22 protein-coding genes are annotated in these 20,736 nt (G+C 72.1%); 11 read left to right on the top strand and 11 right to left on the bottom strand.

The window, feature by feature from the left end; genetic code table 11:
• Window positions 1–132: 132 nt before the first annotated feature.
• Together mshD and BU204_RS35185 are read right to left on the bottom strand one after the other, a co-directional pair.
• Window positions 133–1,029, bottom strand: coding sequence for a mycothiol synthase (gene mshD / locus BU204_RS35190; RefSeq protein ID WP_083661911.1), 897 nt, complete (start codon window positions 1,027–1,029; stop codon window positions 133–135).
• Between the two features lie 42 nt (window positions 1,030–1,071).
• Complete coding sequence (locus BU204_RS35185) at window positions 1,072–1,785, bottom strand: winged helix-turn-helix transcriptional regulator (RefSeq protein WP_075130140.1); 714 nt, start codon at window positions 1,783–1,785, stop codon at window positions 1,072–1,074.
• Between the two features lie 174 nt (window positions 1,786–1,959).
• On the opposite strand from BU204_RS35185, the gene BU204_RS35180 reads away from it, so the two are divergent.
• The 5 genes from BU204_RS35180 to BU204_RS35160 all read left to right on the top strand — a co-directional run bounded on the left by BU204_RS35180 (window position 1,960) and on the right by BU204_RS35160 (window position 5,798).
• A complete protein-coding gene (locus BU204_RS35180) occupies window positions 1,960–2,658 on the top strand; it encodes an alpha/beta hydrolase family protein (RefSeq protein ID WP_233160995.1) in 699 nt (232 codons plus the stop codon).
• The gene (locus BU204_RS35175) at window positions 2,586–3,545 is read left to right on the top strand and encodes an LmeA family phospholipid-binding protein (RefSeq protein ID WP_083661910.1); all 960 of its coding nucleotides are present in this window, start codon (window positions 2,586–2,588) and stop codon (window positions 3,543–3,545) included. Before BU204_RS35180 ends, BU204_RS35175 begins: the two co-directional genes overlap by 73 nt.
• 329 nt (window positions 3,546–3,874) lie before the next feature.
• The gene (locus BU204_RS35170) at window positions 3,875–4,717 is read left to right on the top strand and encodes a sulfurtransferase (RefSeq protein WP_075130138.1); all 843 of its coding nucleotides are present in this window, start codon (window positions 3,875–3,877) and stop codon (window positions 4,715–4,717) included.
• Between the two features lie 10 nt (window positions 4,718–4,727).
• The gene (locus tag BU204_RS35165; RefSeq protein WP_075130137.1) at window positions 4,728–5,039 is read left to right on the top strand and encodes a DUF1416 domain-containing protein; all 312 of its coding nucleotides are present in this window, start codon (window positions 4,728–4,730) and stop codon (window positions 5,037–5,039) included.
• 123 nt (window positions 5,040–5,162) lie between these two features.
• The gene (locus tag BU204_RS35160; protein ID WP_075130136.1) at window positions 5,163–5,798 is read left to right on the top strand and encodes an FABP family protein; all 636 of its coding nucleotides are present in this window, start codon (window positions 5,163–5,165) and stop codon (window positions 5,796–5,798) included.
• A 7-nt stretch (window positions 5,799–5,805) separates the two neighbouring features.
• Here the strand turns inward: BU204_RS35160 and BU204_RS35155 are convergent, their stop codons facing one another.
• The gene (locus BU204_RS35155) at window positions 5,806–6,651 is read right to left on the bottom strand and encodes an aminodeoxychorismate lyase (protein WP_075130135.1); all 846 of its coding nucleotides are present in this window, start codon (window positions 6,649–6,651) and stop codon (window positions 5,806–5,808) included.
• A gap of 111 nt (window positions 6,652–6,762) precedes the next feature.
• On the opposite strand from BU204_RS35155, the gene BU204_RS35150 reads away from it, so the two are divergent.
• Genes BU204_RS35150 through BU204_RS35135 form a run of 4 tightly spaced genes read left to right on the top strand, consistent with a single transcriptional unit; the run spans window position 6,763 to window position 9,774 of the window.
• Window positions 6,763–7,146: a Fur family transcriptional regulator gene (locus BU204_RS35150; protein ID WP_075130147.1), complete on the top strand. Its 384-nt coding sequence runs from the start codon at window positions 6,763–6,765 to the stop codon at window positions 7,144–7,146.
• Window positions 7,143–8,273: a CAF17-like 4Fe-4S cluster assembly/insertion protein YgfZ gene (ygfZ, locus tag BU204_RS35145; protein ID WP_075130134.1), complete on the top strand. Its 1,131-nt coding sequence runs from the start codon at window positions 7,143–7,145 to the stop codon at window positions 8,271–8,273. The genes BU204_RS35150 and ygfZ overlap by 4 nt, the downstream gene beginning before the upstream one ends.
• 36 nt (window positions 8,274–8,309) lie before the next feature.
• Window positions 8,310–9,137, top strand: coding sequence for a BKACE family enzyme (locus tag BU204_RS35140; protein ID WP_075130133.1), 828 nt, complete (start codon window positions 8,310–8,312; stop codon window positions 9,135–9,137).
• 55 nt (window positions 9,138–9,192) lie between these two features.
• The gene (locus tag BU204_RS35135; RefSeq protein ID WP_075130132.1) at window positions 9,193–9,774 is read left to right on the top strand and encodes an RsiG family protein; all 582 of its coding nucleotides are present in this window, start codon (window positions 9,193–9,195) and stop codon (window positions 9,772–9,774) included.
• Window positions 9,775–9,777: 3 nt separating this feature from the next.
• On the opposite strand, the gene BU204_RS35130 is transcribed toward BU204_RS35135, so the two are convergent.
• Window positions 9,778–10,668: a hypothetical protein gene (locus BU204_RS35130; RefSeq protein WP_075130131.1), complete on the bottom strand. Its 891-nt coding sequence runs from the start codon at window positions 10,666–10,668 to the stop codon at window positions 9,778–9,780.
• A gap of 172 nt (window positions 10,669–10,840) precedes the next feature.
• On the opposite strand from BU204_RS35130, the gene BU204_RS35125 reads away from it, so the two are divergent.
• Window positions 10,841–11,026, top strand: a complete 186-nt coding sequence (locus BU204_RS35125) for a DUF3073 domain-containing protein (RefSeq protein ID WP_075130130.1) — start codon at window positions 10,841–10,843, stop codon at window positions 11,024–11,026.
• Window positions 11,027–11,031: 5 nt separating this feature from the next.
• On the opposite strand, the gene iolD is transcribed toward BU204_RS35125, so the two are convergent.
• From iolD to BU204_RS35095, 6 genes are read right to left on the bottom strand one after another with little or no spacing between them, the layout of a single operon-like run.
• Window positions 11,032–12,894, bottom strand: a complete 1,863-nt coding sequence (gene iolD, locus BU204_RS35120) for a 3D-(3,5/4)-trihydroxycyclohexane-1,2-dione acylhydrolase (decyclizing) (RefSeq protein ID WP_075130129.1) — start codon at window positions 12,892–12,894, stop codon at window positions 11,032–11,034.
• Window positions 12,891–13,673 (bottom strand): ATP-binding cassette domain-containing protein, encoded by a 783-nt coding sequence (locus BU204_RS35115; RefSeq protein WP_075130128.1) that lies wholly within the window; start codon window positions 13,671–13,673, stop codon window positions 12,891–12,893. Before BU204_RS35115 ends, iolD begins: the two co-directional genes overlap by 4 nt.
• Entirely contained in the window at window positions 13,670–14,719 is a 1,050-nt protein-coding gene (locus BU204_RS35110; protein ID WP_075130127.1) for an ABC transporter permease, read from the bottom strand. Before BU204_RS35110 ends, BU204_RS35115 begins: the two co-directional genes overlap by 4 nt.
• Before the next feature lie 10 nt (window positions 14,720–14,729).
• Window positions 14,730–15,743, bottom strand: a complete 1,014-nt coding sequence (locus BU204_RS35105; protein WP_075130126.1) for a sugar ABC transporter substrate-binding protein — start codon at window positions 15,741–15,743, stop codon at window positions 14,730–14,732.
• A 29-nt stretch (window positions 15,744–15,772) separates the two neighbouring features.
• Window positions 15,773–16,642 (bottom strand): TIM barrel protein, encoded by an 870-nt coding sequence (locus BU204_RS35100; RefSeq protein ID WP_075130125.1) that lies wholly within the window; start codon window positions 16,640–16,642, stop codon window positions 15,773–15,775.
• Window positions 16,639–17,709 (bottom strand): Gfo/Idh/MocA family protein, encoded by a 1,071-nt coding sequence (locus BU204_RS35095; protein ID WP_075130124.1) that lies wholly within the window; start codon window positions 17,707–17,709, stop codon window positions 16,639–16,641. The genes BU204_RS35100 and BU204_RS35095 overlap by 4 nt, the downstream gene beginning before the upstream one ends.
• A gap of 77 nt (window positions 17,710–17,786) precedes the next feature.
• Here BU204_RS35095 and BU204_RS35090 point away from each other — a divergent pair, with 77 nt between their 5' ends.
• Complete coding sequence (locus BU204_RS35090; protein ID WP_075130123.1) at window positions 17,787–18,782, top strand: LacI family DNA-binding transcriptional regulator; 996 nt, start codon at window positions 17,787–17,789, stop codon at window positions 18,780–18,782.
• Window positions 18,783–18,964: 182 nt separating this feature from the next.
• On the opposite strand, the gene BU204_RS35085 is transcribed toward BU204_RS35090, so the two are convergent.
• A partial coding sequence (locus tag BU204_RS35085) for an alpha/beta hydrolase (protein ID WP_075130122.1) occupies window positions 18,965–20,736 on the bottom strand: 1,772 nt, incomplete at its 5' end.

Below are 20,736 nucleotides of genomic sequence, written 5' to 3'. Positions count from 1 at the left end.
CGGTTATCCGGACGGCACAGCGCGGACGCTAGGGAAGGGGGGTGGACGGGGTCCGCTATCGAGGTAAACGGAAGGTGAACAACCCCGTATTGTGACCTTTGTTGCCTTCAGCAACGCCCATTCGAGTGACTTTCAGTGCTGGTAGGCCACGTCTGTGGCCTCGACGAAGAATCCCAGCCGGGAATACACCGTCACCGCGGGTAAGTTGTCGGACTCAACGTAGAGGATGATCTCGTCCGCTCCGACCTGGCGCAAGTGGTGCAGTCCGACAAGGGTCAGCGCTCTGCCGAGCCCCCCGCCCTGCGCGTCCGGGTCCACCCCGACGACGTACACCTCGCCTACCCCGTCCGGGTGAATCTTGGTCCAGTGAAATCCGACGATCCGGCCCGCGCGCTCGGCGAGCAAGAAGCCGGCCGGGTCGAACCACGACTCCCGCTCGGTCGCCACCAGTTCCTCGACGGTGAGCTGGCCCTGCTCGGGGTGCCAGTCGAAGGCACGGGCGTTGACCGCCACCACCGCCTCCTCGTCCCGACCCGGTTCGAAGGTCCGGACGGTGGTCTGGTCGGGCAGTACCGGCGCGGGCAGCTCGCCGGTCGGACCTAGCCGCATCCGGTGCAGCTCCCGCACCCTCGCCAGGCCGAAGCGTGCGGCGAGCCGGACCGCCGCCGGGTGGTCCCCGTGCGACCAGATCCGCAGCGGGTGCTCGACCGAGAGCACCTCGGCCACCAGGCTGCCGCCGACCCCGGCCCGCCGCCGCCGCGGGTGCACGACCAGCTCGACGATCTGGTTGCCCAACGCGTCGCCGGCGGTGTCCAGGTGGGCGTAGCCGACCAGCGTGCCGGCGTCGTCCCGGGCCAGCAGGTGCCGCCCGCCGCGGAACTCCCTGGGCAGCGGGCCGGTCTCCTCGACCTCCGGCCGCCCGTCGTGCGCCCGGGCGGCCAGCAGCAGCTCGCGGACGGCGCCCTCGCCGTCGGCAGGGTCGGTGGCCGGGTCAGCAGGCAGCTCGTCGCGCCAGGTCAGGGTGAGCACGTCCCGACGCTACCGCCCGGCGGACAGCCGGGCATCGTGTCCTCAGTGGACGCCCTCGGACACACCGTCCGGTAGGGACGAGGACTTCGGCGGCTGGACGAACTTGTAGCCGACGTTGCGCACGGTGCCGATCATCTGCTCGTGTTCGGTGCCGAGCTTGGCGCGCAGGCGTCGCACGTGGACGTCCACGGTGCGCGTGCCGCCGAAGAAGTCGTAGCCCCACACCTCCTGCAGCAGCTGGGCCCGGGTGAACACCCGACCGGCGTGCTGGGCGAGGTACTTGAGGAGCTCGAACTCCTTGTAGGTCAGGTCCAGCGGACGACCCCGCAGGCGCGCCATGTAGGTCGCCTCGTCGATCACCAGCTCGCCGAGCCGCAGGGCGCCGTCGGCACCCGCCGCGCCGGCCGGACCGCGCGAGGTGAGCAGCCGCAGCCGGGCGTCCACCTCGGCCGGACCCGCGGTGGGCAGGACGATGTCGTCCACCCGCCACTCGGGGTTGACGGCCACCAGGCCGCCCTCGTTCACGATCGCCACCACCGGCACGCTGTCCCCGCCGCTGGTGAGCAGGCGGCAGAGGCTCTTGGCGGCGGCGAGGTCCACTCTGGCGTCGACGAGCACGACGTCCCGCGAGCCCGCGTCGAGCAGTGCGGTCACCTCGGGCGCCTGGGTACGCACATGGTGGGGCAACAACATCAGGGATGGCACAACCGAGCCCGGCGTTGGGTCCGCGGTGAGCAGTAGCAGGTCGAGGCTCATCAGGCCCGCCTCTCTGGATACGCTCCGTGGCTTTCGGCGAGAATAACCGGTGTGCCCGTCGAATGTCCTGATCGTGACGCTTGCGTCACACGAGTGCACCAACGGACGAGCGACGGCGTGCGACTCACGGGACTGGTGGTACGACGGAAACATTGCCGTAACACGCTCGCGGTCGTGGTCGGTCACGGCTTCACCAACAACATCCGGAAACCGTTCGTCGCACGCATCCTGCACCGCCTCGCCCGACGACACTCCGTAGTCGCGCTCGACTTCCGCGGCCACGGCCGCTCAGGAGGCCGGAGCACCGCGGGCCCGGACGAGGTCCACGACCTCGACGCCGCGGTCCGCCTCGCCCGGGCCGCCGGGTACCAGCGGGTGGCGACGCTCGGCTTCTCCATGGGCGGCTCCGTCGCCCTGCTGCATGCCGCCACCGGACAGGAACGGCCGGACGCGGTGGTCGCGGTCAGCGCGGCCGTTCGCTGGTGGACCCGCGACACCGACGCCATGCGCCGGCTGTTCTGGCTGGCCGAGCTCCCACCCGGCCGCCTCGCGATCCGGGCGCTGGGGGTCCGGCTCGCGCCGCCGCTGCCCGCCATCCCGCCCAGCCCGATCGAGGTCGCCCACCTCATCCCGCCCACCCCGTTACTTCTCGTACACGGCAGCGAGGATCATTACGTGGGCGTGGACCACCCGCTGGCCCTGCGCCGGGCCACCGACGGCCGCGCCGAGCTGTGGCTCGAGCGAGGGATGCGGCACGCGGAGACCGCGACGACGCCAGCACTGGTCGACCGGCTGGCGCGGTGGCTGGACGAGCGGACGACGGCGAGCAGGGCCGGACGGCCAACGAGCGAATCGGAGCGAACGGCGGCATGACCACCACCACCGACACCGACAAGCCCCGCGTCGGACCCAGGCGACGGCGGCGTACCCGCCGGCTGGTCATCACGCTCCTCGTCCTGCTCGGGCTGCTCGTGGTCGCCGACTTCGGTGCGGCGGCCGTCTTCGAGTACCAGGTCTCCAAGCGCGCCCGCGAGCAGTTCAACCTCACCGACGACCCCTCGGTGAAGGTGCACGGGTTCTCGTTCCTCGCCCAGGCGATCTCCGGGGAGTACGACCACGTCGCGATCGACGCCAAGGGGGTCCCGGTGCAGGACACCCTGCGCGACCTCGAGGTGCACGTCGACCTGATGGGGGTGCTCGCCCCGCTGGGCGCCCTCGTCTCGGGCACGCTGCAGGGCGTGGAGGTGCGGGAGGTCGAGGGACAGGTGCGGGTCAAGGCCTCGGACGTGAACCGGGCGATCCTGGAGACCCAGAACCCGCTGGTCTCCTCGATCACCAACCTGACCATCGACCCGGTCAGCGAGCCGGACGCGCAGACCAACCCCGACGAGCGCACCGACGAGGAGCAGGCGGCGGCCGAGCGTGCAGCCGAGCTCGAGAGCGACGACGACACCCAGGCCGGCGCCCGGATCTGCGCGACCGCCGACATCGGCGGCGAGGAGACCGACTTCTGCGCGTTCGGGCTGATCAAGCTGGTCGAGGACAAGGTCAACTTCGTGCCGGGCCGGCTCGAGCTGCGCAACAGCGTGCTCGGCTCCGGGGCGTTGCCCGAGCAGTTCGAGGCGAGCCTGCTGCAGATGCTCCGAATCACGTTGGAGCCCGGCGAGCTGCCGTTCACGGTGACCCCGACCGCGGTCACCGTCGAGCCGGGGGTGCTCTCGGTGAAGGGCAAGGCCTGGGACGTGATGCTCGGCGGCTGACCGCCTGGCGGCACGAACTTTCGCTCCGACCTGCGGGAATTCCGCATTCCGAACCGTCCCACCTAGTGGACGCGGGTCCCAGGTCGAGGGAGCTGGCGGTAGTGTTCCTGGCGTGCAAACCTTGCTGACCAGGCGTCGCGCGGTCGACTACTGCCGCGTCGACTCGAGCCTGTGTCCAGCAGCTGACTGACGCCGCGGCCCCTCGGCATCCGCGCGCGCCGGCGCTCCCGCCGGTCCGCTCTCAGGAGATGTCCCACCCCGCCCGGCGTGCGGTAGCGAGACCCGTTCGTTGACGTCGATCCACATCCTACGAAGGAGAGAACGCTCCCATGAGCCGCGAAGACGTGTTGGTCACGGCCGAGTGGGCCGAAGAGAACCTCGACGCCCCCGGGGTGGTGTTCGTCGAGGTCGACGAGGACACCTCGGCCTACGACGGCGGCCACATCCCGGGCGCGGTGAAGATCGACTGGAAGACCGAGCTGCAGGACCCGGTGCGCCGTGACTTCGTCGACCGCGCCGGCTTCGAGAAGCTGCTGTCGGCCAAGGGAATCGCCAACGACGACCGGGTGATCCTCTACGGCGGGAACAACAACTGGTTCGCCGCGTACGCGTACTGGTACTTCCGGCTCTACGGCCACGGTAACGTGCAGCTGCTCGACGGCGGCCGCAAGAAGTGGGAGCTCGACGGCCGCCCGCTGTCCACCGACGCGGTGACCCGCGAGGAGACCAGCTACTCGGCCAAGGAGCAGGACGCCTCGATCCGCGCGTTCCGCGACGAGGTCGTGGAGGCGATCAACAACAAGAACCTCGTCGACGTGCGCTCGCCCGACGAGTTCGCCGGCAAGCTGCTCGCCCCGGCCCACCTGCCCCAGGAGCAGGCCCAGCGCGCGGGGCACATCCCCTCGGCGATCAACGTGCCGTGGAGCAAGGCGGCCAACGAGGACGGCACGTTCAAGTCCGACGAGGAGCTGCGCGAGCTGTACAAGGAGGCCGGGATCGACGAGTCGAAGTCCACGATCGCGTACTGCCGCATCGGGGAGCGCTCGTCGCACACCTGGTTCGCCCTGCACGAGCTGCTCGGCTACTCCGACGTGAAGAACTACGACGGTTCGTGGACCGAGTACGGCTCGCTGGTCGGCGTGCCCGTCGAGATCGGCCCCGGGGCCAAGTAAAGGAGATGCCATGACCAACGACGGATGCGGTGCTCCCGAGCAGTCGGCGGTGCTCCCGGCCGGTGTCGACCTCGCGAAGGAGATCGTGCTCGGCGGCAAGGTGACCGCGGACGGGGCGCCGGTCGGCGGCGCGTTCGTGCGGCTGCTCGACGCCAGCGGCGAGTTCACGGCCGAGGTCGTGTCCTCACCGGACGGTGACTTCCGGTTCTTCGCCGCACCCGGCCAGTGGACGGTGCGCGCGCTGCACCGCAGTGGCAACGGCGAGACCAGGGTGACCGCGGAGAGTCCCGGCCTGCACCCGGTGGCCGTCACGGTTGGCTGACTTCACCCCAAGGACGCGGGGCGGTCGTGAACTCGGCCGCTCCGCGTTCGCATATCCTCGCCGGGTGGAACTGTTCAGGACCGCCAGTGTTGGTCGTGACCGCCCTGAGGCCGGGCGGCAGGGATGAGCGAGTCGCAGGGCCCGGTACCGGGCAGCGGTGACGCGGCGGTCCGGGCGGCGGCCGAACGCGCGGCGACGACGCGCGAGCGGAACCTCCCGCAGTGGCCCGACCTGCCGATCCCGAACGACACGGCGAACCTCCGGGAAGGCGTGAACCTGCACGACCGGCTGCTGGCGCTGCTGCCGCTGATCGGCGTGTGGCGCGGCGAGGGCGAGGTTGTCTACCCCACGATCGAGCACCACCACTTCGGCCAGCAGATCACCTTCGCGCACGACGGCCGCCCGTTCGTGTACTACGAGTCGCGAGCGTGGCTGCTGGACGCCGACGGCAAGGTCGTGCGCCCGGCGGCCCGCGAGGTCGGCTGGTGGCGCCCCCAACCCGACGACACGGTCGAACTGCTCCTCGCCCACGCCACCGGCATCGTCGAGATCTTCTACGGCGAGGCCCGGACCGCGACGTCGTGGGAGCTGGCGACGGACGTGACCATGCGGACGGCGTCGGCGAAGGACGTGGCCGGGGCGAAGCGGCTGTACGGGCTGGTGAACAACGGGGACCTGGCGTACGTGGAGGAGCGCGCGATGGTCGGGCAGCCGCTGCAGCCGCACACGTCGGCGTACCTGCGGCGGGTGGCCGGCTGACCGCCGGTCAGGCGTACTCGGACTCGTAGAGGGCCGCCAGCTCGCTGTGCAGGGCCCCGGAGTCGGGGAGGGGCTTGCCGTCCAGGGTGTGCACCCGGGTGATCTTGCGGACGCTGGAGGCCAGGAAGAGGCCGTCCGCCTCGGTCAGGTCGTCCAGGGTCAGGGGCTCGACCTTGGTCACCCAGCCCTCGCGTTCCGCCGCGCGGAACAGGGCCCCCTGGGTGGTGCCGCGCAGGATGCCGCTGGACGGCGGCGTCGTGCGCAGGGTCCGCCCCTGGGCGACCACCACGTTCGACGTGGGGCCCTCGAGGACCGAACCGTCGGCGGCCAGGAAGATCGCCTCCTCCGCGTCGTGGGCCTCGGCCCAGCGCAGGGCGGCCATGTTCACCGCGTAGGACAGGGTCTTGGCGCCGAGGAGCAGCCACGGGGCCCGCGACACGATCTCCGGGTCGAAGCCGCGCTCCAGGGTCACCGCTCGCACCCCGGCCTCGCGGTTGCGGAGCACCTTCTCGCCGATCGGGAGGCCCATGGCGAAGCCGGTCGGGGTGCCGTCGCCGAACTCGGGGCCTCGGGTGTAGACGAGCTTCAGCGCCATCTCCGACGGGCCGGACCAGGTGTCCAGGACGAGCCGGACACAGCGCTCCCACGCCGCCCGGTCGGGCACCGGCAGCTCGAGCATCGCCGCGGAGCGCTCGAGGCGGTCGAGGTGAGGGCCCAGCTCCCGGGGCACGCCGTCCACCACCAGCACGGTCTCGAACACCCCGTCACCGCGCATCAGGCCCAGGTCATCCACCCGGAGGTGACGGCCCTCGGGGTCGGCAAGGTTTCCGTCAAGCATCGCAAGCACCCGCATACCGGCAGCCTACTCAGCACTCGTCCTACGATTCAGTACGTGGAGACCGCGAGCGTGCACAGCATCGAGGCCGAACGCGCCCAGCTGAAACAGACCCTGCACCAGCGTGGCATGCGCATGACACCGCAGCGGCAGCTCGTGCTCGACGCCCTGCTCGAGCTCGAGCACGCCACCCCCGAGCAGGTCTGCCACCACGTGCAGCGCAGCACGCCGACGGTCAACATCACCACGATCTACCGCACCCTCGAGCTCCTCGAGAGCCTCGGCATCGTCCGGCACACCCACCTCGGCCATGGCGCCCCCAACTACTCCGTCCACGCGCACCGCCACGTCCACCTGGTCTGCCACAGCTGCGGCACGGTCATCGAGGCGCCCTGCGAGGTCATGGAGGACCTGCGCGGAACACTGCGCACCCGCCACGGGTTCGCACTGGATGCCAGCCATCTCGCGCTGTCCGGCACCTGCCGGAACTGTTCCGGGGAGACGACGCCGTGACCACACCCACCACCCCGACCTCGCCGGTCCTGGACGCCCCGGGCGCCGTCCCGGCCCCGGACGGCTCGCCCGACCTCGGCGTCCCCTGGCACTTCGGCGATCCCTTCGCCGAGCAGCGGGCCGCCGCCCGTTCGGTCGCCGTGGTCGACCGCTCGAACCGCGAGCTGGTCGCCGTCACCGGGGAGGAGCGGCTGTCCTGGCTGCACCTGGTGATCTCCCAGCACGTCACCGAGCTCGCCGACGGCGCCGGAACCGAGGCGCTCGTGCTGGACAGCCAGGGCCGGGTCGACGCACATCTGGTCCTCGCCCACTCGGGGGACACCGTCTGGCTGGACACCGAACCGGGCGCGACGGCCACCGGGGCGCGGGGTGGCACGCAGTCCCTACTCGATTACCTCACCTCGATGGTCTTCTGGTCCAAGGTGGAGCCGCGGGACGCGACGGCGGAGCGCGCGGTGCTCTCGGTGGTCGGGCCCGAGACGCCGGCGCTGCTCGAGCGGATCGGCCTGACCCTCCCGGAGCGGGACTACGGCGTCGCGGGCGGCGAGCTGCTGGTGCGGCGGATGCCCTGGCCGGGCCGGGTGGCCGCCGACCTGCTGGTGCCGCGGAACGACCTGTCCACCTGGTGGGCCCGGCTCACCGACGCGGGTGCCCGGCCGATGGGTTCCTGGGGGTTCGACGCCCTCCGGGTCGAGTCGGCCCGCCCCCGCCTGGGACTGGACACCGACGACCGGACGATCCCGCACGAGGTCGGCTGGGTCGGTGTCGCCGCGCACGTGGCGAAGGGGTGCTACCGGGGCCAGGAGACCGTCGCGAAGGTGCACAACGTCGGCCGGCCGCCGCGGCGGATGCTGCTGCTGCACCTGGACGGCTCCCCCGAGGTGCTCCCCGAGACCGGCGACCCGGTGCTGCTCGGCGAGCGCACGGTCGGCCGGGTCGGCTCGGTCGCCCGGCACCACGAGCTGGGGTCGGTCGCGCTGGCGCTGGTCAAGTACTCCGTTCCGCTCGACGCCGAGCTCCTCGCCGGCGCCGACGACCGGGTGGTCCAGGCGGCGATCGACCCCGACGTGGTGCCGGCCGAGACCCCGGCCCTGGGGCGCGAGGCGGCCAAGCGGCTCCGCGGCTGATCCCCTTCGCCCGGTCCATGCGATTAGCATCCGGCCATGACAGGGACCCTGATCACCGTTGCTCCGACGGGTGCCGAACATGCCAAGTCGGACGTGCCGAACCTGCCGGTGACGTTGGACGAGCTGGTCGCCGAGGCGGTGGCCTGCGAGGCCGCCGGGGCGGGGATGATCCACGTCCACATCCGCGGCGCCGACACGCAGCCCACCCTCGACCTCGGCCGACTCCGGGAGACCGTCGCCGCGCTGCGGGAACGGACGAACCTGGTCGTCCAGCTGTCCACCGGCGGCGCGGTCAGCGACCCCGAGGAGGACCGGCTGCGCGTGCTGGACGCCCTGCCCGACTCGGCCTCCTGCACGATGGGCACGGTCAACTTCGGCGACGACGTGTTCATGAACCGCTGGGAGTTCGTGGTCGAGCTGCACGAGCGGATGCGGGAGCGCGGGATCGTCCCCGAGTACGAGATCTTCGACCTGGGCCAGCTGGCCAGCCTGCGCCGGCTGCTCGACGAGCACGGCCTGCCCGCCGGCGGGCACGTCCACGTCGACCTCGTGATGGGCGTGCCGGGCGGGATGCCGGGGGACACCGAGACCCTGGTGGCCGCGCTGCGGGCGATTCCCGAGGGGGCGACGTTCTCCGCCACCGGGATCGGCCGGACCTCGGTTCCGGTCCTGCTGGCCGCGCTGTCGGCGGGCGGGCACCTGCGGGTCGGTATGGAGGACACCGTCTCGTTCGCCCGCGGCCAGCGGGTGCGCGACAACGCGCAGCTGGTCGAGCGGGCCGCGGCGTTCGCGACGCTGGCGCAGCGCCCGCCGCTGCCGCCGGGCGAGGCCCGGTCGCTGCTATGCGTTGCGAACAGCAACTGACTTCCCACGACGAACCAGGTTGGCGACGAGCCCTTCGGTACCGGAGGATGGCAGCGTGATCGAAGTCCGCCCAGGGGGCCGCAGGCGAATCGACCGGGTTCTGGCACCGGACTACGTGGCCGACCTCGGTCGGCTCGACCTGGACGAGGTCCGCGCGCGGCGGGACGACGCCGCGCAGGAGGAGACCGACCTGTCCTACCTGCGCCGGCTGCTACACGCGCGCATCGACATCGTCCGCGCCGAACGGCAGCGCAGGGTCGAGGGCGGCGGCGCCAGCTCGGTCGTCGAGCGGCTCGCCGAGATCCTCGCCGACAACGCGGTCGGTACGGCACCCGCCGGCTCGGGACGCCACCAGTCGCTTGAGCCGTCCCGGGCCGAGGCCCACCGGCGGCACGTCGAGGCGCTGGTCTCCGACGCGGACCTCTCCGACGTCGCGTCCTTATCCGACGAACGGCTGGAGCTGGCCCTGAACACCTACATCGAGGAGGAGTCCTCGGTCTCGCAGCGCCGGCGCGAGGTGCAGGTCGTCGTCGACCTGCTCAACGCCGAGATCGCCGGCCGCTACCGCGCCGGGAGCGCCTCGGTGGACCGGCTGCTGGCCGCCGAGCGCGGCGAGGATCCCCTCGACCAGCAGTGACCTTCAGTTGAAACGTTCCCGCACGGCCAGCTCGCCCCAGAAGTCGCGGAGGCGTTCGAAGCGGGCGGCGATCTCCTCGACGTCCTCCCGCTCCAGCGCCCCCACGATCGCGTGCACGTCGGCGGCCGAGGTGTCCTCGGCCAGGTCCTTGTCGTCCAGCAGCTGAACCAGGCCGCCGTAGTCCAGCTCCACCGCCGAGTGCGCGTGGAAGTGCTCCAGCCAGCGGCCGGTGTCCTCCAGGACCTTCGTCGGGCCCTGGTCGCCCAACATGCGCTGGGCCAGCGAGTGCGCCTTGGCCACCCGCCGCCGCGCGTCGGCCATCGCCACCCGCCAGCACACCTGTCGCCTCGGGTCATCGCGGGTCGCCACGACCAGGTGCCGGCGTTGCGGGTCGACGAGCGTGAACCAGGGCAGCGGCACCGTCCAGGTCGTCGAGACGACGTGCACCGCGCCGCCGGGCAGGCCCGAGAGCACGGTCGCCGCCTTCTCGCGAACGGCCTCCACCGGGCCAGGCAGGGCGACGTGGCGCAGCGCGGGGTGGGCCGAGGTCAGGAAACCCACCAGGGCGGCGGCCGACCGGGCGCGGACGTCCAGCGGGCAGACCAGCGGTCCCGGCCCGACCGTCGCCTGGTCGACCGGCACCTCGGCCGGGTCGAGCACGAGGAGGTCGCGCTGGGCGCGGGGCGAGGGCTCGCCGTTCGGGCGCTCACCCGGGAGCATGGCGGGCGGCGTCGACAGCTGTGATCTGAGCCACAGGTCACGCTCCCGCTCGCCGACCGTCGCGTGGTCGAGGTGCCCGGTCTCCAGGGCCTCACGCAGGGGCCTGGCGACCGCGTCGGGGAAGGAGGACAACGGTTCGTACACCCTGAGGTAGGCGACGAACGGTCGGGGCACGGTGGCATCGTGTCACGAACCGAGAACCTTCGGGGAAGTGCCCACGAACACCCGTGCCCCTTCGCACAGAACCCGGTCGGCACGGTACGGTAGTTACCAGGAACCAGTAGTCGAGATCTGCGGGGCCGCCGATTCCCCCGGCCGCCCCGTCACTGTGCGAGGGGGTCGAGCCATGGGGCGCGGCCGAGCGAAGGCTAAGCAGACCAAGGTAGCCCGAGAGCTCAAATACAGCACTCCCCACACGGACTTCGAGGCTCTGCAACGCGAGCTGTCGAGTCAGTCGCCTTCGGACGGCAACGGCGGGGAGCGTTTCGATGACGATGACGACTACGAGGACGACGTCTACCGTCGTCGTTGACTGGTTCAGGGGCGGCCCAGGTAACGAACCTGGTCCGACTTCGCCTTGTCCAGCGCCTCACGGGCGTCGTCGACTTCTGGGTACGTCGAGTGCTCCGGCACGCCGACCTCCCACCACGCTCCGGCGTCGGTCCAGGCCGACGGATGGGTGTGGATTACTACGACGGCCACGCGGCCGCCTCGCGCATGCGCTCGCGCCTGCGTGTAGGCGGCCCGTAGGCCCTCGAGGTCGTCCGCGACCAGCACCGCACAGCCGAGTGACGCGGCGTGCGAGGCGAAGTCGACCCGCGGAGTGTCCGGCTGCCGTGACCGCGCGTCCGCGTACATGTTGTTGAACGCCGGCGCCCCGTTGCCCCGTTGCAGCCGGTCGATCACCGCGTAGCCGTCGTTGTCGCACACCACCGCGACGAACCCGTGGCCGGCGAACGCGGCCGAGAACAGCTCCGAGTTCAACATCAGGTACGAGCCGTCACCGAGCAGGGTGGTCACCACCCCCGAGCTCCTGGCCATCGCCGCCCCCCAGGCACCGGCTATCTCGTAGCCCATGCACGAGAAGCCGTACTCGACGTCCATCCCGGACTCGAGTGCCCCCGGCGCCCGCCACCCGCCGATCAGCTCGCCGGGAAGCCCACCGGAGGCGGTCATCACGTAGTCACCGGGCTCGCTCACCTCGTTGACCACGCCGACCACCTGGGCGTAGGTCGGCAGCCCGGCGGACGGCGCACGCAGGCCGTCCACGTAGTCGTCCCAGCGGGCCCGAACCGCCCCTGCCCTGGCCGTCCACTCGCGCTCGACGTGCCAGGGTGCGACCAGCTCGGCCAGCTCGGCCAGCGCCTCGTCGGCGTCCGCGACCAGGGGAAGGGCACCGTGCTTGACCGCGTCGAACCGGGCGGTGTTGATCGTCACCAACCGGACGTCTGGTGCGAACAGCGACCAGGACGCGGTGGTGAAGTCCTGCAGCCGCGTGCCGACCGCGAGCACCAGGTCGGCCTCGGCGGCCAGCTCGTTGGCCGACGCGGAGCCGGTGATGCCCAGCGGGCCGGCGTAGAGCGGGTGGTCGTGCGGCACGAGCGTGCGCCCGGCCGTGGTCTCGGTGATCGGCACCCCGTGCGCCTCGGCGAACGCCCTGGCCCGGGTGGTCGCCCCGGAGTAGCGCACCCCTCCGCCCAGCACGAGCAGCGGCCGGCGCGCCCCGCGGAGCGCCTCGGCGACAGCCGCCACCGCGGTCCGGTCCGGCCGGGGCCGCGGTGGATGGTGGGTGACCGGCTCGAACAGCGTGTCCGGGAAGTCGAACGTCTCGGCCTGGACGTCCTGGGGCAGGGCCAGCGTGACCGGGCCGCAGTCGGCCGGGTCGGTGAGCACCCTGGCCACCTGCGGCAACGTGGCGATGAGCTGTTCTGGCCGGACGATCCGGTCGAACCAACGGCTGACCGGCCGGAACGCGTCGTTGACCGTGGCCGTGCCGTCGCCGAAGGACTCCACCTGCTGGAGCACCGGGTCGGGAGCGCGGTTGACGAACGTGTCCCCGGGCAGCAGGAGCAGCGGCAGCCGGTTGGCGTGGGCCACCCCGGCGGCCGTGACCATGTTCAACGCGCCGGGGCCGATCGACGAGGTCGCCACCCCCACCTGCCGACGGTGGGTGGCCTTGGCGAAGCCCACCGCCGCCAGCGCCATGCCCTGCTCGTTGTGCCCGCGCCAGACCGGCAGCTCGTCGGAGCGCTCCGACAGCGCGGTACCCAGGCCGAGCACGTTGCCGTGTCCGAAGATGGCGAACACACCGGGGAACAGCGGGGCCTCGCTCCCGTCGAGCAGCACCGTCCGCTGCGCCACCAGCCACCCGACCAGGGCCTGCGCCGTCGTGAGCTTCATGTCGAGGCGACCTCCCGCAACTCGTGTTCGAGGGCCTCCAGCTCCGCGCCGCCCGCCATCTGCCTGGTCAGCTCCTCGATGCTGATGTCCGCCTTCTCGCTCGAGCCGAGGCTCGCCCCCCGCTTGAGGATGAGGAACCGGGTGCCCACCGGGTAGGCGTGATGCGGGTTGTGGGTGATCAGGACGACGCCGAGCCCGCGGTCGCGGGCCTGGGCGACCTGGCGCAGCACCACCCCGGCCTGCTTGACGCCCAGTGCCGCGGTCGGCTCGTCGAGGATCAGCACCTTCGCCCCGAAGTGGACGGCCCGGGCGATCGCGACGCACTGCCGCTCGCCGCCGGAGAGCGTGCCGACCGGCTGCTCGACATCCCGCAGGTCGATCCCCATGTCGGCCAGCGCGGCGCGGGCGGTCTCCCGGCCGCGGCGGTGGTCCAGCCGGCGCAGGGGTCCACGGCCGACAGTCGGTTCCGAACCCAGGAAGAAGTTGCGCCACACGCTCATCAGCGGAACCACCGCCAGGTCCTGGTAGACGGTGGCGATACCGCTGTCGAGCGCGTCCCGGGGGGAGGCGAACCGCACCTCCTCCCCGTTCACCAGGAACCGGCCGGTGTCGTGCTGGTGGACCCCGGCCAGGATCTTGATCAGGGTGGACTTGCCGGCGCCGTTGTCGCCGAGCACGCAGGTGACCTCGCCCGCGTTGACCACCGTGGACACGTCCCGCAGTGCGACGACGCTGCCGTAGTTCTTGCCGATCCCGTCGACCTCGATCAACGCGGTCATCGCCGGACCCTTTCCGCTCGCCGCCGGAACGTGTTGTTCACCAGCACCGCGCCAAGCAGCATGATGCCGAGGAAGAGCATGAACCAGTCGGAGTTCCAGTTCGCGAACACGATCCCCTGCCGGGCCATGCCGAAGATCAACGCGCCGACAGCGGCGCCTATCGCCGAGCCGAACCCGCCGGTGAGCAGGCATCCGCCGATGACCGCGGCGATGATGAACTGGAACTCCAGGCCGATGCCCTGGTTGGCCTGCACGGTGGTGAACCGCAGGATGTTGATCGACCCCACCAGCCAGGCGGCCAGGGCTGTCGTCATGAACAGCAGGATCTTCGTTCGCGCCACCGGGACACCGGCCGCCCGCGCGCTGGGCGCCGACCCGCCGACGGCGAAGGTCCAGTTGCCGAACCTCGTCCGGGTCAGCAGCCAGGCCGCGACCGCGGCGACGCCGAGCCACCAGACAATCGAGATCTGGAACGGTGTGTCCCCGATGTCGAAGGTGGACGCGAAGACGAACCCGGCGGACTCGTAGCCATCGGTCGCCCGCATCCCCGACACCTGCACCGAACCGGTCACCAACCGGGTGATCCCGAGGTTGAGGCCCTGCAGGGCGAGGAACGTGCCGAGCGTGACGATGAAGCTCGGCAGTCCGGTCCGGACCACGAGCCATCCGTTGAGCGCGCCGACACCCAGCGCGAACACCAGCGACAGCAGCAGTGCCAGCCACACGTTGAGGCCGACCTCGATCGACAGGATCGCGGTGACCAGTGCGGTTGAGGCGGTCATCACCCCGGCCGAGAGGTCGAACTCGCCGCCGATCATCAACAGCGCCACGGCGACGGCCATGATGCCCAGCGTCGCCGAGTCGTCGAGCCAGGTCGCGACGCCCGGCGCGGTGAGGAACTTGTCGGCGACGACCGAGAAGAACACGAACACCGCGAGCGCGCCGATGATCGAGCCGATCTCCGGGCGCACCACGAGCCGGTCCAGCGGCCCACGCGGCGCGACCCGCTCGTCCACCCTCGGCTGCTCCTTGGTCGTTGTGGTCATGTCGGGCTCCTCAGCGCGTGCCGCGTTCGGTGTACGGACGCACCAGGTCCGCGTTGGACTCGTCGACGAAACCGGGCCCGGTGAGCACGGACTGGCCGCCGCCCAGCGTGTTCCCGTTCTCCCGGTAGAGCTTCAACATGGTGATCGGCAGATAGCCCTGCTGGTACTGCTGCTGGTCGACGGCGAAGGAGATCCGGCCGTCCAGGATCGCGTCCACCACGTCGGTGTTCAGGTCGAAGGTGGCGATCTCGGCCTCCGAGCCGGCGCCCCGTGCCGCCGTCACGGCCCGGTCGGCGACCTGCGAGGAAAGGGTGAGCACGCCGTCGATCGAGGGATCGGTCTGCAGCGCTCCTCGGACCCGGGCCTCGATGTCGGTCGGGTTCGAGATGTCGACCTGCAGGTTCTCCACGTCGCCGCCGAACCCCTCGCGCGCACCGTCGCAGCGCTCGTTGAGCCCCGAGTTCCCGGCCTCGTGGATCACACACAGAACCTTGCGCTTGCCGGCGTCCTTGAGCCGCTCGCCCGCGGCCCGACCGGCGATCTTCTCGTCCTGCCCGACGTGGGCGATCGCGCCGAACTCGGCACTCCGGGCGGCACCGGAGTTGACCGTCACCACCGGGATCCCGGCGGCCACCGCGGCCTCGATGGACTCCTTGAGCGCGTCCGGGTTGGCCATCGACACGACCAGCCCGGTCTTGCCCTGGGCCACGGCGTTGTCGATGAGCTTGGCCTGGGCCCCGGGGTCGCCGTTGGACGAGTAGGTCACCGACACCCCGAGGTCGCGGCCGGCGGCCTCGGCACCACTCTTGACCACGCTCCAGAAGGCGTCGCCCTCGGTGCCGTGGGTGATCACCGCGAAGTCCAGCGGCGCGTCCGGGTCCAGCTCGCCCCCGCTGCCCCCACCGCCACTGCCCGAGGGAGACGCCGACTCGGCGGAAGGCCCGGTACAGGCGGCCAGCACCAGCACCAGGGCCGCTAGTGCCGCTGCCAGCAGGGCGGGCGGGCGTCGCCCTCGGTCAGACATCGTTGTCTCTCCTCGTTCGGCCGGTGTGCTCAGCGGACGGACTCCAGGTAGGCCAGGCTACGGGCGGCGGCCTGCCGCGGCAGCTGGTCCACGTCGCCGTCCTGTGCGGGCAGCGCGGTGTCCTGCTCGAGTACGTACCAGCCGTGGTAGTCGTTGTCACGTAACAGCTTGAGCAGTTCGGCGAGGTTGACGTCGCCGTCCCCGAGCGGTACGTAGATCCCCCGTGCGACGGCCTCGGTGTAGCTGATCAGGCCGTCCCGCACCTGCTCGGCGAGGTCGGCACACACGTCCTTGAGGTGCACGTGCCCCACCCGGTGCGGATGAGCGCGGACGAGTTCGACCGGGTCGGTTCCGCCGATCAGCAGGTGTCCGGTGTCCACGCAGAGCGGCAGGTCGGAGTCGGCGAGGAAACGGCGGACCTCGGCCGCGGTCTCCACCTGGGTCCCGACATGGGGATGCAGCACGGTCCGGATCCCGCTGCGCACGGCTGCGTCGCCGATCGCGGCGGCCGTGTCGACCAGGGTGCGCCACTGGACAGGGGTCAGCGGCTGCCGCTCGTCGTACCCGTCCAGACCGCTCGCCGCCGCCAGCACGAGCACCTCGGCACCGGCCGCGGCGAGCAGCTCCGCCTGCCGGGCCGTGGCCTCCACTGTGGACCTCTGAGTCTCCGCCTCGTGCAGCACCACCGCGAGGAAACCGCCGACCAGCCCCAGGCCACTCGCCGCGAGCTGGGCACGCAGGGCGGTCGGGTCGGCGGCCAGGTAGCCGGGTGGGCCCAGCTCGGTGGCCTCGATACCGAGCTCGGCCATCTCGCCGAGGACCGTGTCCGGCTCGAGCACGCGGCCCCAGCCGGGCACCTCGCAGACTCCCCAGGAGATGGGTGCGGCGGCGATCTTCATGTCTGGCCTCCCACGTCGACGCGGACCGGGGCCCCGGACCGGCGGGACCGCTCGCATGCCTCGGCGAGCCGCAGGCTGACCAGGCTGTCCCTCGCCGGAGAGGGGTTGACGACCTCGTCTTCCACACCGGTGCCGGCCGCGACGATGTCGGTGAACACCCGCATCTCGTTGAGGTAGGCGCGGCCGAACCGCTCCGGGAAGCCGGGGTAGGCCGGCGCGGACACCGGCGGCCCGTCGGGTTCGAGCGAGCGCAGCGGCGTGCGCGGCCCCAGTCCGACGCTGACCGAGTCCTTCTCGCCGAGAACCTCGATGCGGTGGTCGTAGCCGAGCGGGTCGTGGCGCCCGGCGGCGAGCACGGCATGCGCGCCGCCGGCGAAACGCAGCAGCACCACCGCGTTGTCGACGTCGTCGGCGTCAGCGAAGGCGGGGTCGACCAGTACCGAGCCGGACGCGTAGACCTCGGTCACCGGTTCGCCGACCAGCCAGGGCACGGCGTCGAGATCGTGGATCAGCAGGTCCCGGAAGATCCCGCCGGAGGTCGGCAGGTAGGCGAGGTCGGGTGGTTGGGCGTCGAAACCGACGGCGTGCACCTGGTAGATCGTGCCGAGAGCGCCCTCGGCGATCCGCCGGTGCAGCTCGACCATGGGCGGGTCGAAGCGGCGCTGGAAGCCGACCAGCACCGGCACCCCGCTGCGCTCGACCTCCTCGACCAGCGCGGCCATCTCGGTCAGGTCGGAGGCGATGGGCTTCTCGCAGAGCACCGGCACCCCAGCCGCCAGACAGCGGCGCACCAGCTCGGGATGGGTTGTCGTGGGCGTGGCGACCAGCAGGCCGTCCGCGTCCCGTAGCAGCGCGTCCACGTCGGGCACCGCGCAGACCAGCCCGTCGCGGTCGGCGCCGCTGGCCCGTCCGCCGGCACCGCCCTCACCGCCGAGCACGTCGGCGGCCAGCTCCGCCCGGCCCGGCACCGGGTCGAACAACAGCACCTGTTCGACCCGCTCCAAGGACGCGAGATGCGTCGCGTGCATGGTCCCGATCCGGCCGACTCCGGCCACGCCGATGCGCATCCGTTGCACTTCCCCGATTAGAGCGCTCTAACAACCTCATCCTGTAACCTCGGTCACAGGGTGTCAAGGGAGGTGAGGTGCCCCGACCGACGATCCAGGACGTGGCGGCCAGGGCAGGGGTCTCCCGCGCGCTGGTGTCGCTGGTCATGCGCGGCTCGCCCAAGGTGAGCGAACGGCGGCGCGAGGCGGTGCTCCGAGCGGCCGACGAGCTCGGGTACTCCCCGCACCTGATGGCCCGCTCGCTGGCCAGCCGCACCTCGCACGTGCTGGGGGTGATGGTCTCCGACCTCCACAACCCGTTCTGGGCCGAGGTGGTCGACGGACTGGACGCGCGCGCCAGGGCCGCCGGCTTCGAACTGGTGATCAATACCGGCGGCCGGTCACCGGCCAGGGAACGCCAGGCACTGACCGGCCTGCTGTCCTTCCGCCCAGCGGGAATCGCGCTGCTCGGACCGGTGCTGCCGGCCGCCGCGATCTCCGCCGCGGCGGCCCACACCCCGCTCGTCCTGGTCTCCCGCTCCTCTCGTCTGTCCACAGTAGACACCGTGAACGACGACGGCCGGGTCGGCTCGGCGCTCGCCGTCGATCACCTGGTGTCCCTGGGGCACAAGGAGATCGCACACATCGACGGCGGCAACGGGTCGCAGTCGGCGCCGCGCCGTACCGGCTACCTCGCGGCCATGCGCCGGCACGGCCTGCCGCCGCGGGTGGTCCGCGGCGAGTACACCGAGGCAGCCGGGGCGGCCGCGGTGCGCCAGCTGCTCGAGCCGGCGCCGCCGACGGCGGTCCTCGCGGCGAACGACCTGAACGCGGTCGGCGCGATCTCCGCGCTGGAGGCCGCCGGGCTGTCGGTGCCCCGGGACGTCTCGGTCGTCGGCTACGACAACACCTGGCTGGCCGCGCTGCGGCACGTCGCGCTGACCACGGTCGACCAGCCCCGCGACGAGATGGGGCAGCTGGCGGCGACGGCGCTCCTGCAGCGGGTGCGGGACGGGCGTGCCGACCCGGCACGGCACCTCCTCGCGCCCCGCCTGGTCGTGCGGCGGACCACCGCCGCGCCAAGGCGGCGTTAACTGAGGCGTGGCGTGCGCCCGCTCGCACACGCCACGCCCCACCGGGACCGGCATCAGCCGGTGAAGGCGGTGTCTACGCAGGTCACGCCGTGTCTCGTGCCGCGCCTCAACCAGTGTCGGCGCAGGTAGGGCGGCTTGTCCATCGGCCACCAGGAGTATTCCGGCGTCCGGTCGGTCCTCACCTAGAACAGCCGGCCCAACGTCGTCTCGTACAGGTCACGGCCGCCTTCCACCGCGTCACCGACCGTGCCGAGCACGATGTCGGCCGTGTCGTCGAGCAGTTCGGCACCCGTGCCGGACAGCTCGCCCCAGGCCGCGTCCCAGTCGCCGTCCAGCGCGTGGCCGCCGGCGGCGGCCACGCCACCGGAGACGTCCTCGCCGATGTCGACGACCTCGCGACCGAGCCCGCCCACCGCGTCGATCACTGGTCCGAGGACCGGGAGACCCGAGCCGGGCAGCTCCGGCGGCAGCGCCCCGTCCTGCCACCGGGGCTCGGTGACCGCTCCGTAGTCGCCAGTGGCGATGTTGCCCAGGTTCGCCAGCGACTCCGAGCCCGGCTGGTAGTACTCCAGATGCGCGGTGACCAGGTTCGCGTCGTCGGCCGCGCCGAACTGGTTGGCTCCGAAGGACTCGTCGTAGGGGCCGGTCGAGGAGCCGTCCGCGGTGAACCAGTCCCCGCTGGTGCCCTGGACGACCGGGTCGTGTTCGGTCGCGCCCGCCCACACGTGACCGGGACCCGGGGACAGCTGCTCCACACCGGACGCGCCGACGCCGGGCGAGCCGAGGAAGCCGATGTCGTCGGCGGCGAGACCGTCCATCGCGGCATAGCCGACGGTCACGCTCCCGTAACTGTGCCCGAAGACCGAGATGTGCTGCTGGCCGGCCGCGGCCGCCCGGTAACCCTCTACATCGGACCGCAGGAGCTCCGCGCCGGCAATCGCGTTGTCCGGCGAGGAGACGGTGAGGTCCCAGGTGGGGGCGTCGTAGCCGAGCCAGGCCACCGTCACGTTCCTGGCTCCCGGCGCAGCCGCGTCCATCTGCGCACGCAGCGCCGCGGCGTCCGCGTTGGGGAACCAGGTGGACAGCGTCGCCGCCGTTCCCGGCACCAACAGCGCCACGTTGTCCGCCAGGTCCGGGTTCCCGTACGCGACAGCGAGCAGGCCGTCCTGGGCGCCGGGCCCGATCGGGTCGTAGGACAGCACATAGGCCCCGTCCGGCGACGCGGCGGTCGCCTCGGCCACCTGCGCCGCGGCGTCCGTGACGTTCTCCAGCCACCGGTCGACCTCCTGGCGCCGGTCGAGCAGGTCGGCGAGTGCTGGGTCGCCGCGCAGCGCACCCTCGTCGGCCGGGTCGAGGCCCAGGGCGGCCGCCCGCGCGGCGACCTGGGCGTCGAGGTCGGCCCGCGTCGCGGTGAACCGTGCCCGATCCGCGTCGATCCGGCGCCGGTTCGCGTCGTCGAGCACCTCGGCCGGCAGCCCGCGCAGCCGGCCGAGCTCGTCGAACCGGCTCGCCAGCAACTGGTCCCGCTCGGCCTGCGACAGCTCCCGCCACCACCGCGCCACCGCGTGCGGGTCCGAACCGGGAGGAGGCACCGGCAGACCGGCCACCGCCGTCCCGGCGGTCGTCCGCACCCACGAGTCGGTGCCCGCCGCGGTCTCGGCGAACGCCGGGGTGAGCCCGGCGAGCGCGCCGGCGTAGGCCCGTAGCGTGCTCTCGTAGCCGTCCCGGACCGTCCGCAGCGCCTGGTCCACCCGGGTCGCGAGCGCCTCGGCCGCGGCCGGTGCCAGACCCGCCGGGCGCGTCCGCCACGCCTCGATCGCCCCGTCGGCGGCTCGGCGCATGGTCCGGTAGGCCTCCGCCGCCGCCTCGACGATGCGCGCGGCCTGCCGGAGCCGCTCGTGGGCCGCGGCCGCGGCGGTCCCGGTCAGGTCCGCCCGGCCGCCGAACCGGCTGG

The sequence above is a fragment of the Actinophytocola xanthii genome, assembly GCF_001921205.1.
Lineage (GTDB): Bacteria > Actinomycetota > Actinomycetes > Mycobacteriales > Pseudonocardiaceae > Actinophytocola > Actinophytocola xanthii.
This window is presented reverse-complemented; position numbering and strand designations above follow the sequence as displayed.

Bases quoted from the DNA above. Each gene is read 5' to 3' on its own strand.
- BU204_RS35140 (WP_075130133.1), top strand. From the start codon at position 8,310: ATGACAGGGACCCTGATCACCGTTGCTCCGACGGGTGCCGAACATGCC.
- BU204_RS35160 (WP_075130136.1), top strand. From the start codon at position 5,163: ATGAGCGAGTCGCAGGGCCCGGTACCGGGCAGCGGTGACGCGGCGGTC.
- BU204_RS35170 (WP_075130138.1), top strand. From the start codon at position 3,875: ATGAGCCGCGAAGACGTGTTGGTCACGGCCGAGTGGGCCGAAGAGAAC.
- BU204_RS35110 (WP_075130127.1), bottom strand. From the start codon at position 14,719: ATGACCACAACGACCAAGGAGCAGCCGAGGGTGGACGAGCGGGTCGCG.
- BU204_RS35125 (WP_075130130.1), top strand. From the start codon at position 10,841: ATGGGGCGCGGCCGAGCGAAGGCTAAGCAGACCAAGGTAGCCCGAGAG.
- BU204_RS35100 (WP_075130125.1), bottom strand. From the start codon at position 16,642: ATGAAGATCGCCGCCGCACCCATCTCCTGGGGAGTCTGCGAGGTGCCC.
- BU204_RS35185 (WP_075130140.1), bottom strand. From the start codon at position 1,785: ATGAGCCTCGACCTGCTACTGCTCACCGCGGACCCAACGCCGGGCTCG.
- BU204_RS35150 (WP_075130147.1), top strand. From the start codon at position 6,763: ATGCGCATGACACCGCAGCGGCAGCTCGTGCTCGACGCCCTGCTCGAG.
- BU204_RS35115 (WP_075130128.1), bottom strand. From the start codon at position 13,673: ATGACCGCGTTGATCGAGGTCGACGGGATCGGCAAGAACTACGGCAGC.
- BU204_RS35095 (WP_075130124.1), bottom strand. From the start codon at position 17,709: ATGCGCATCGGCGTGGCCGGAGTCGGCCGGATCGGGACCATGCACGCG.
- BU204_RS35105 (WP_075130126.1), bottom strand. From the start codon at position 15,743: ATGTCTGACCGAGGGCGACGCCCGCCCGCCCTGCTGGCAGCGGCACTA.
- BU204_RS35165 (WP_075130137.1), top strand. From the start codon at position 4,728: ATGACCAACGACGGATGCGGTGCTCCCGAGCAGTCGGCGGTGCTCCCG.
- iolD (WP_075130129.1), bottom strand. From the start codon at position 12,894: ATGAAGCTCACGACGGCGCAGGCCCTGGTCGGGTGGCTGGTGGCGCAG.
- BU204_RS35155 (WP_075130135.1), bottom strand. From the start codon at position 6,651: ATGCGGGTGCTTGCGATGCTTGACGGAAACCTTGCCGACCCCGAGGGC.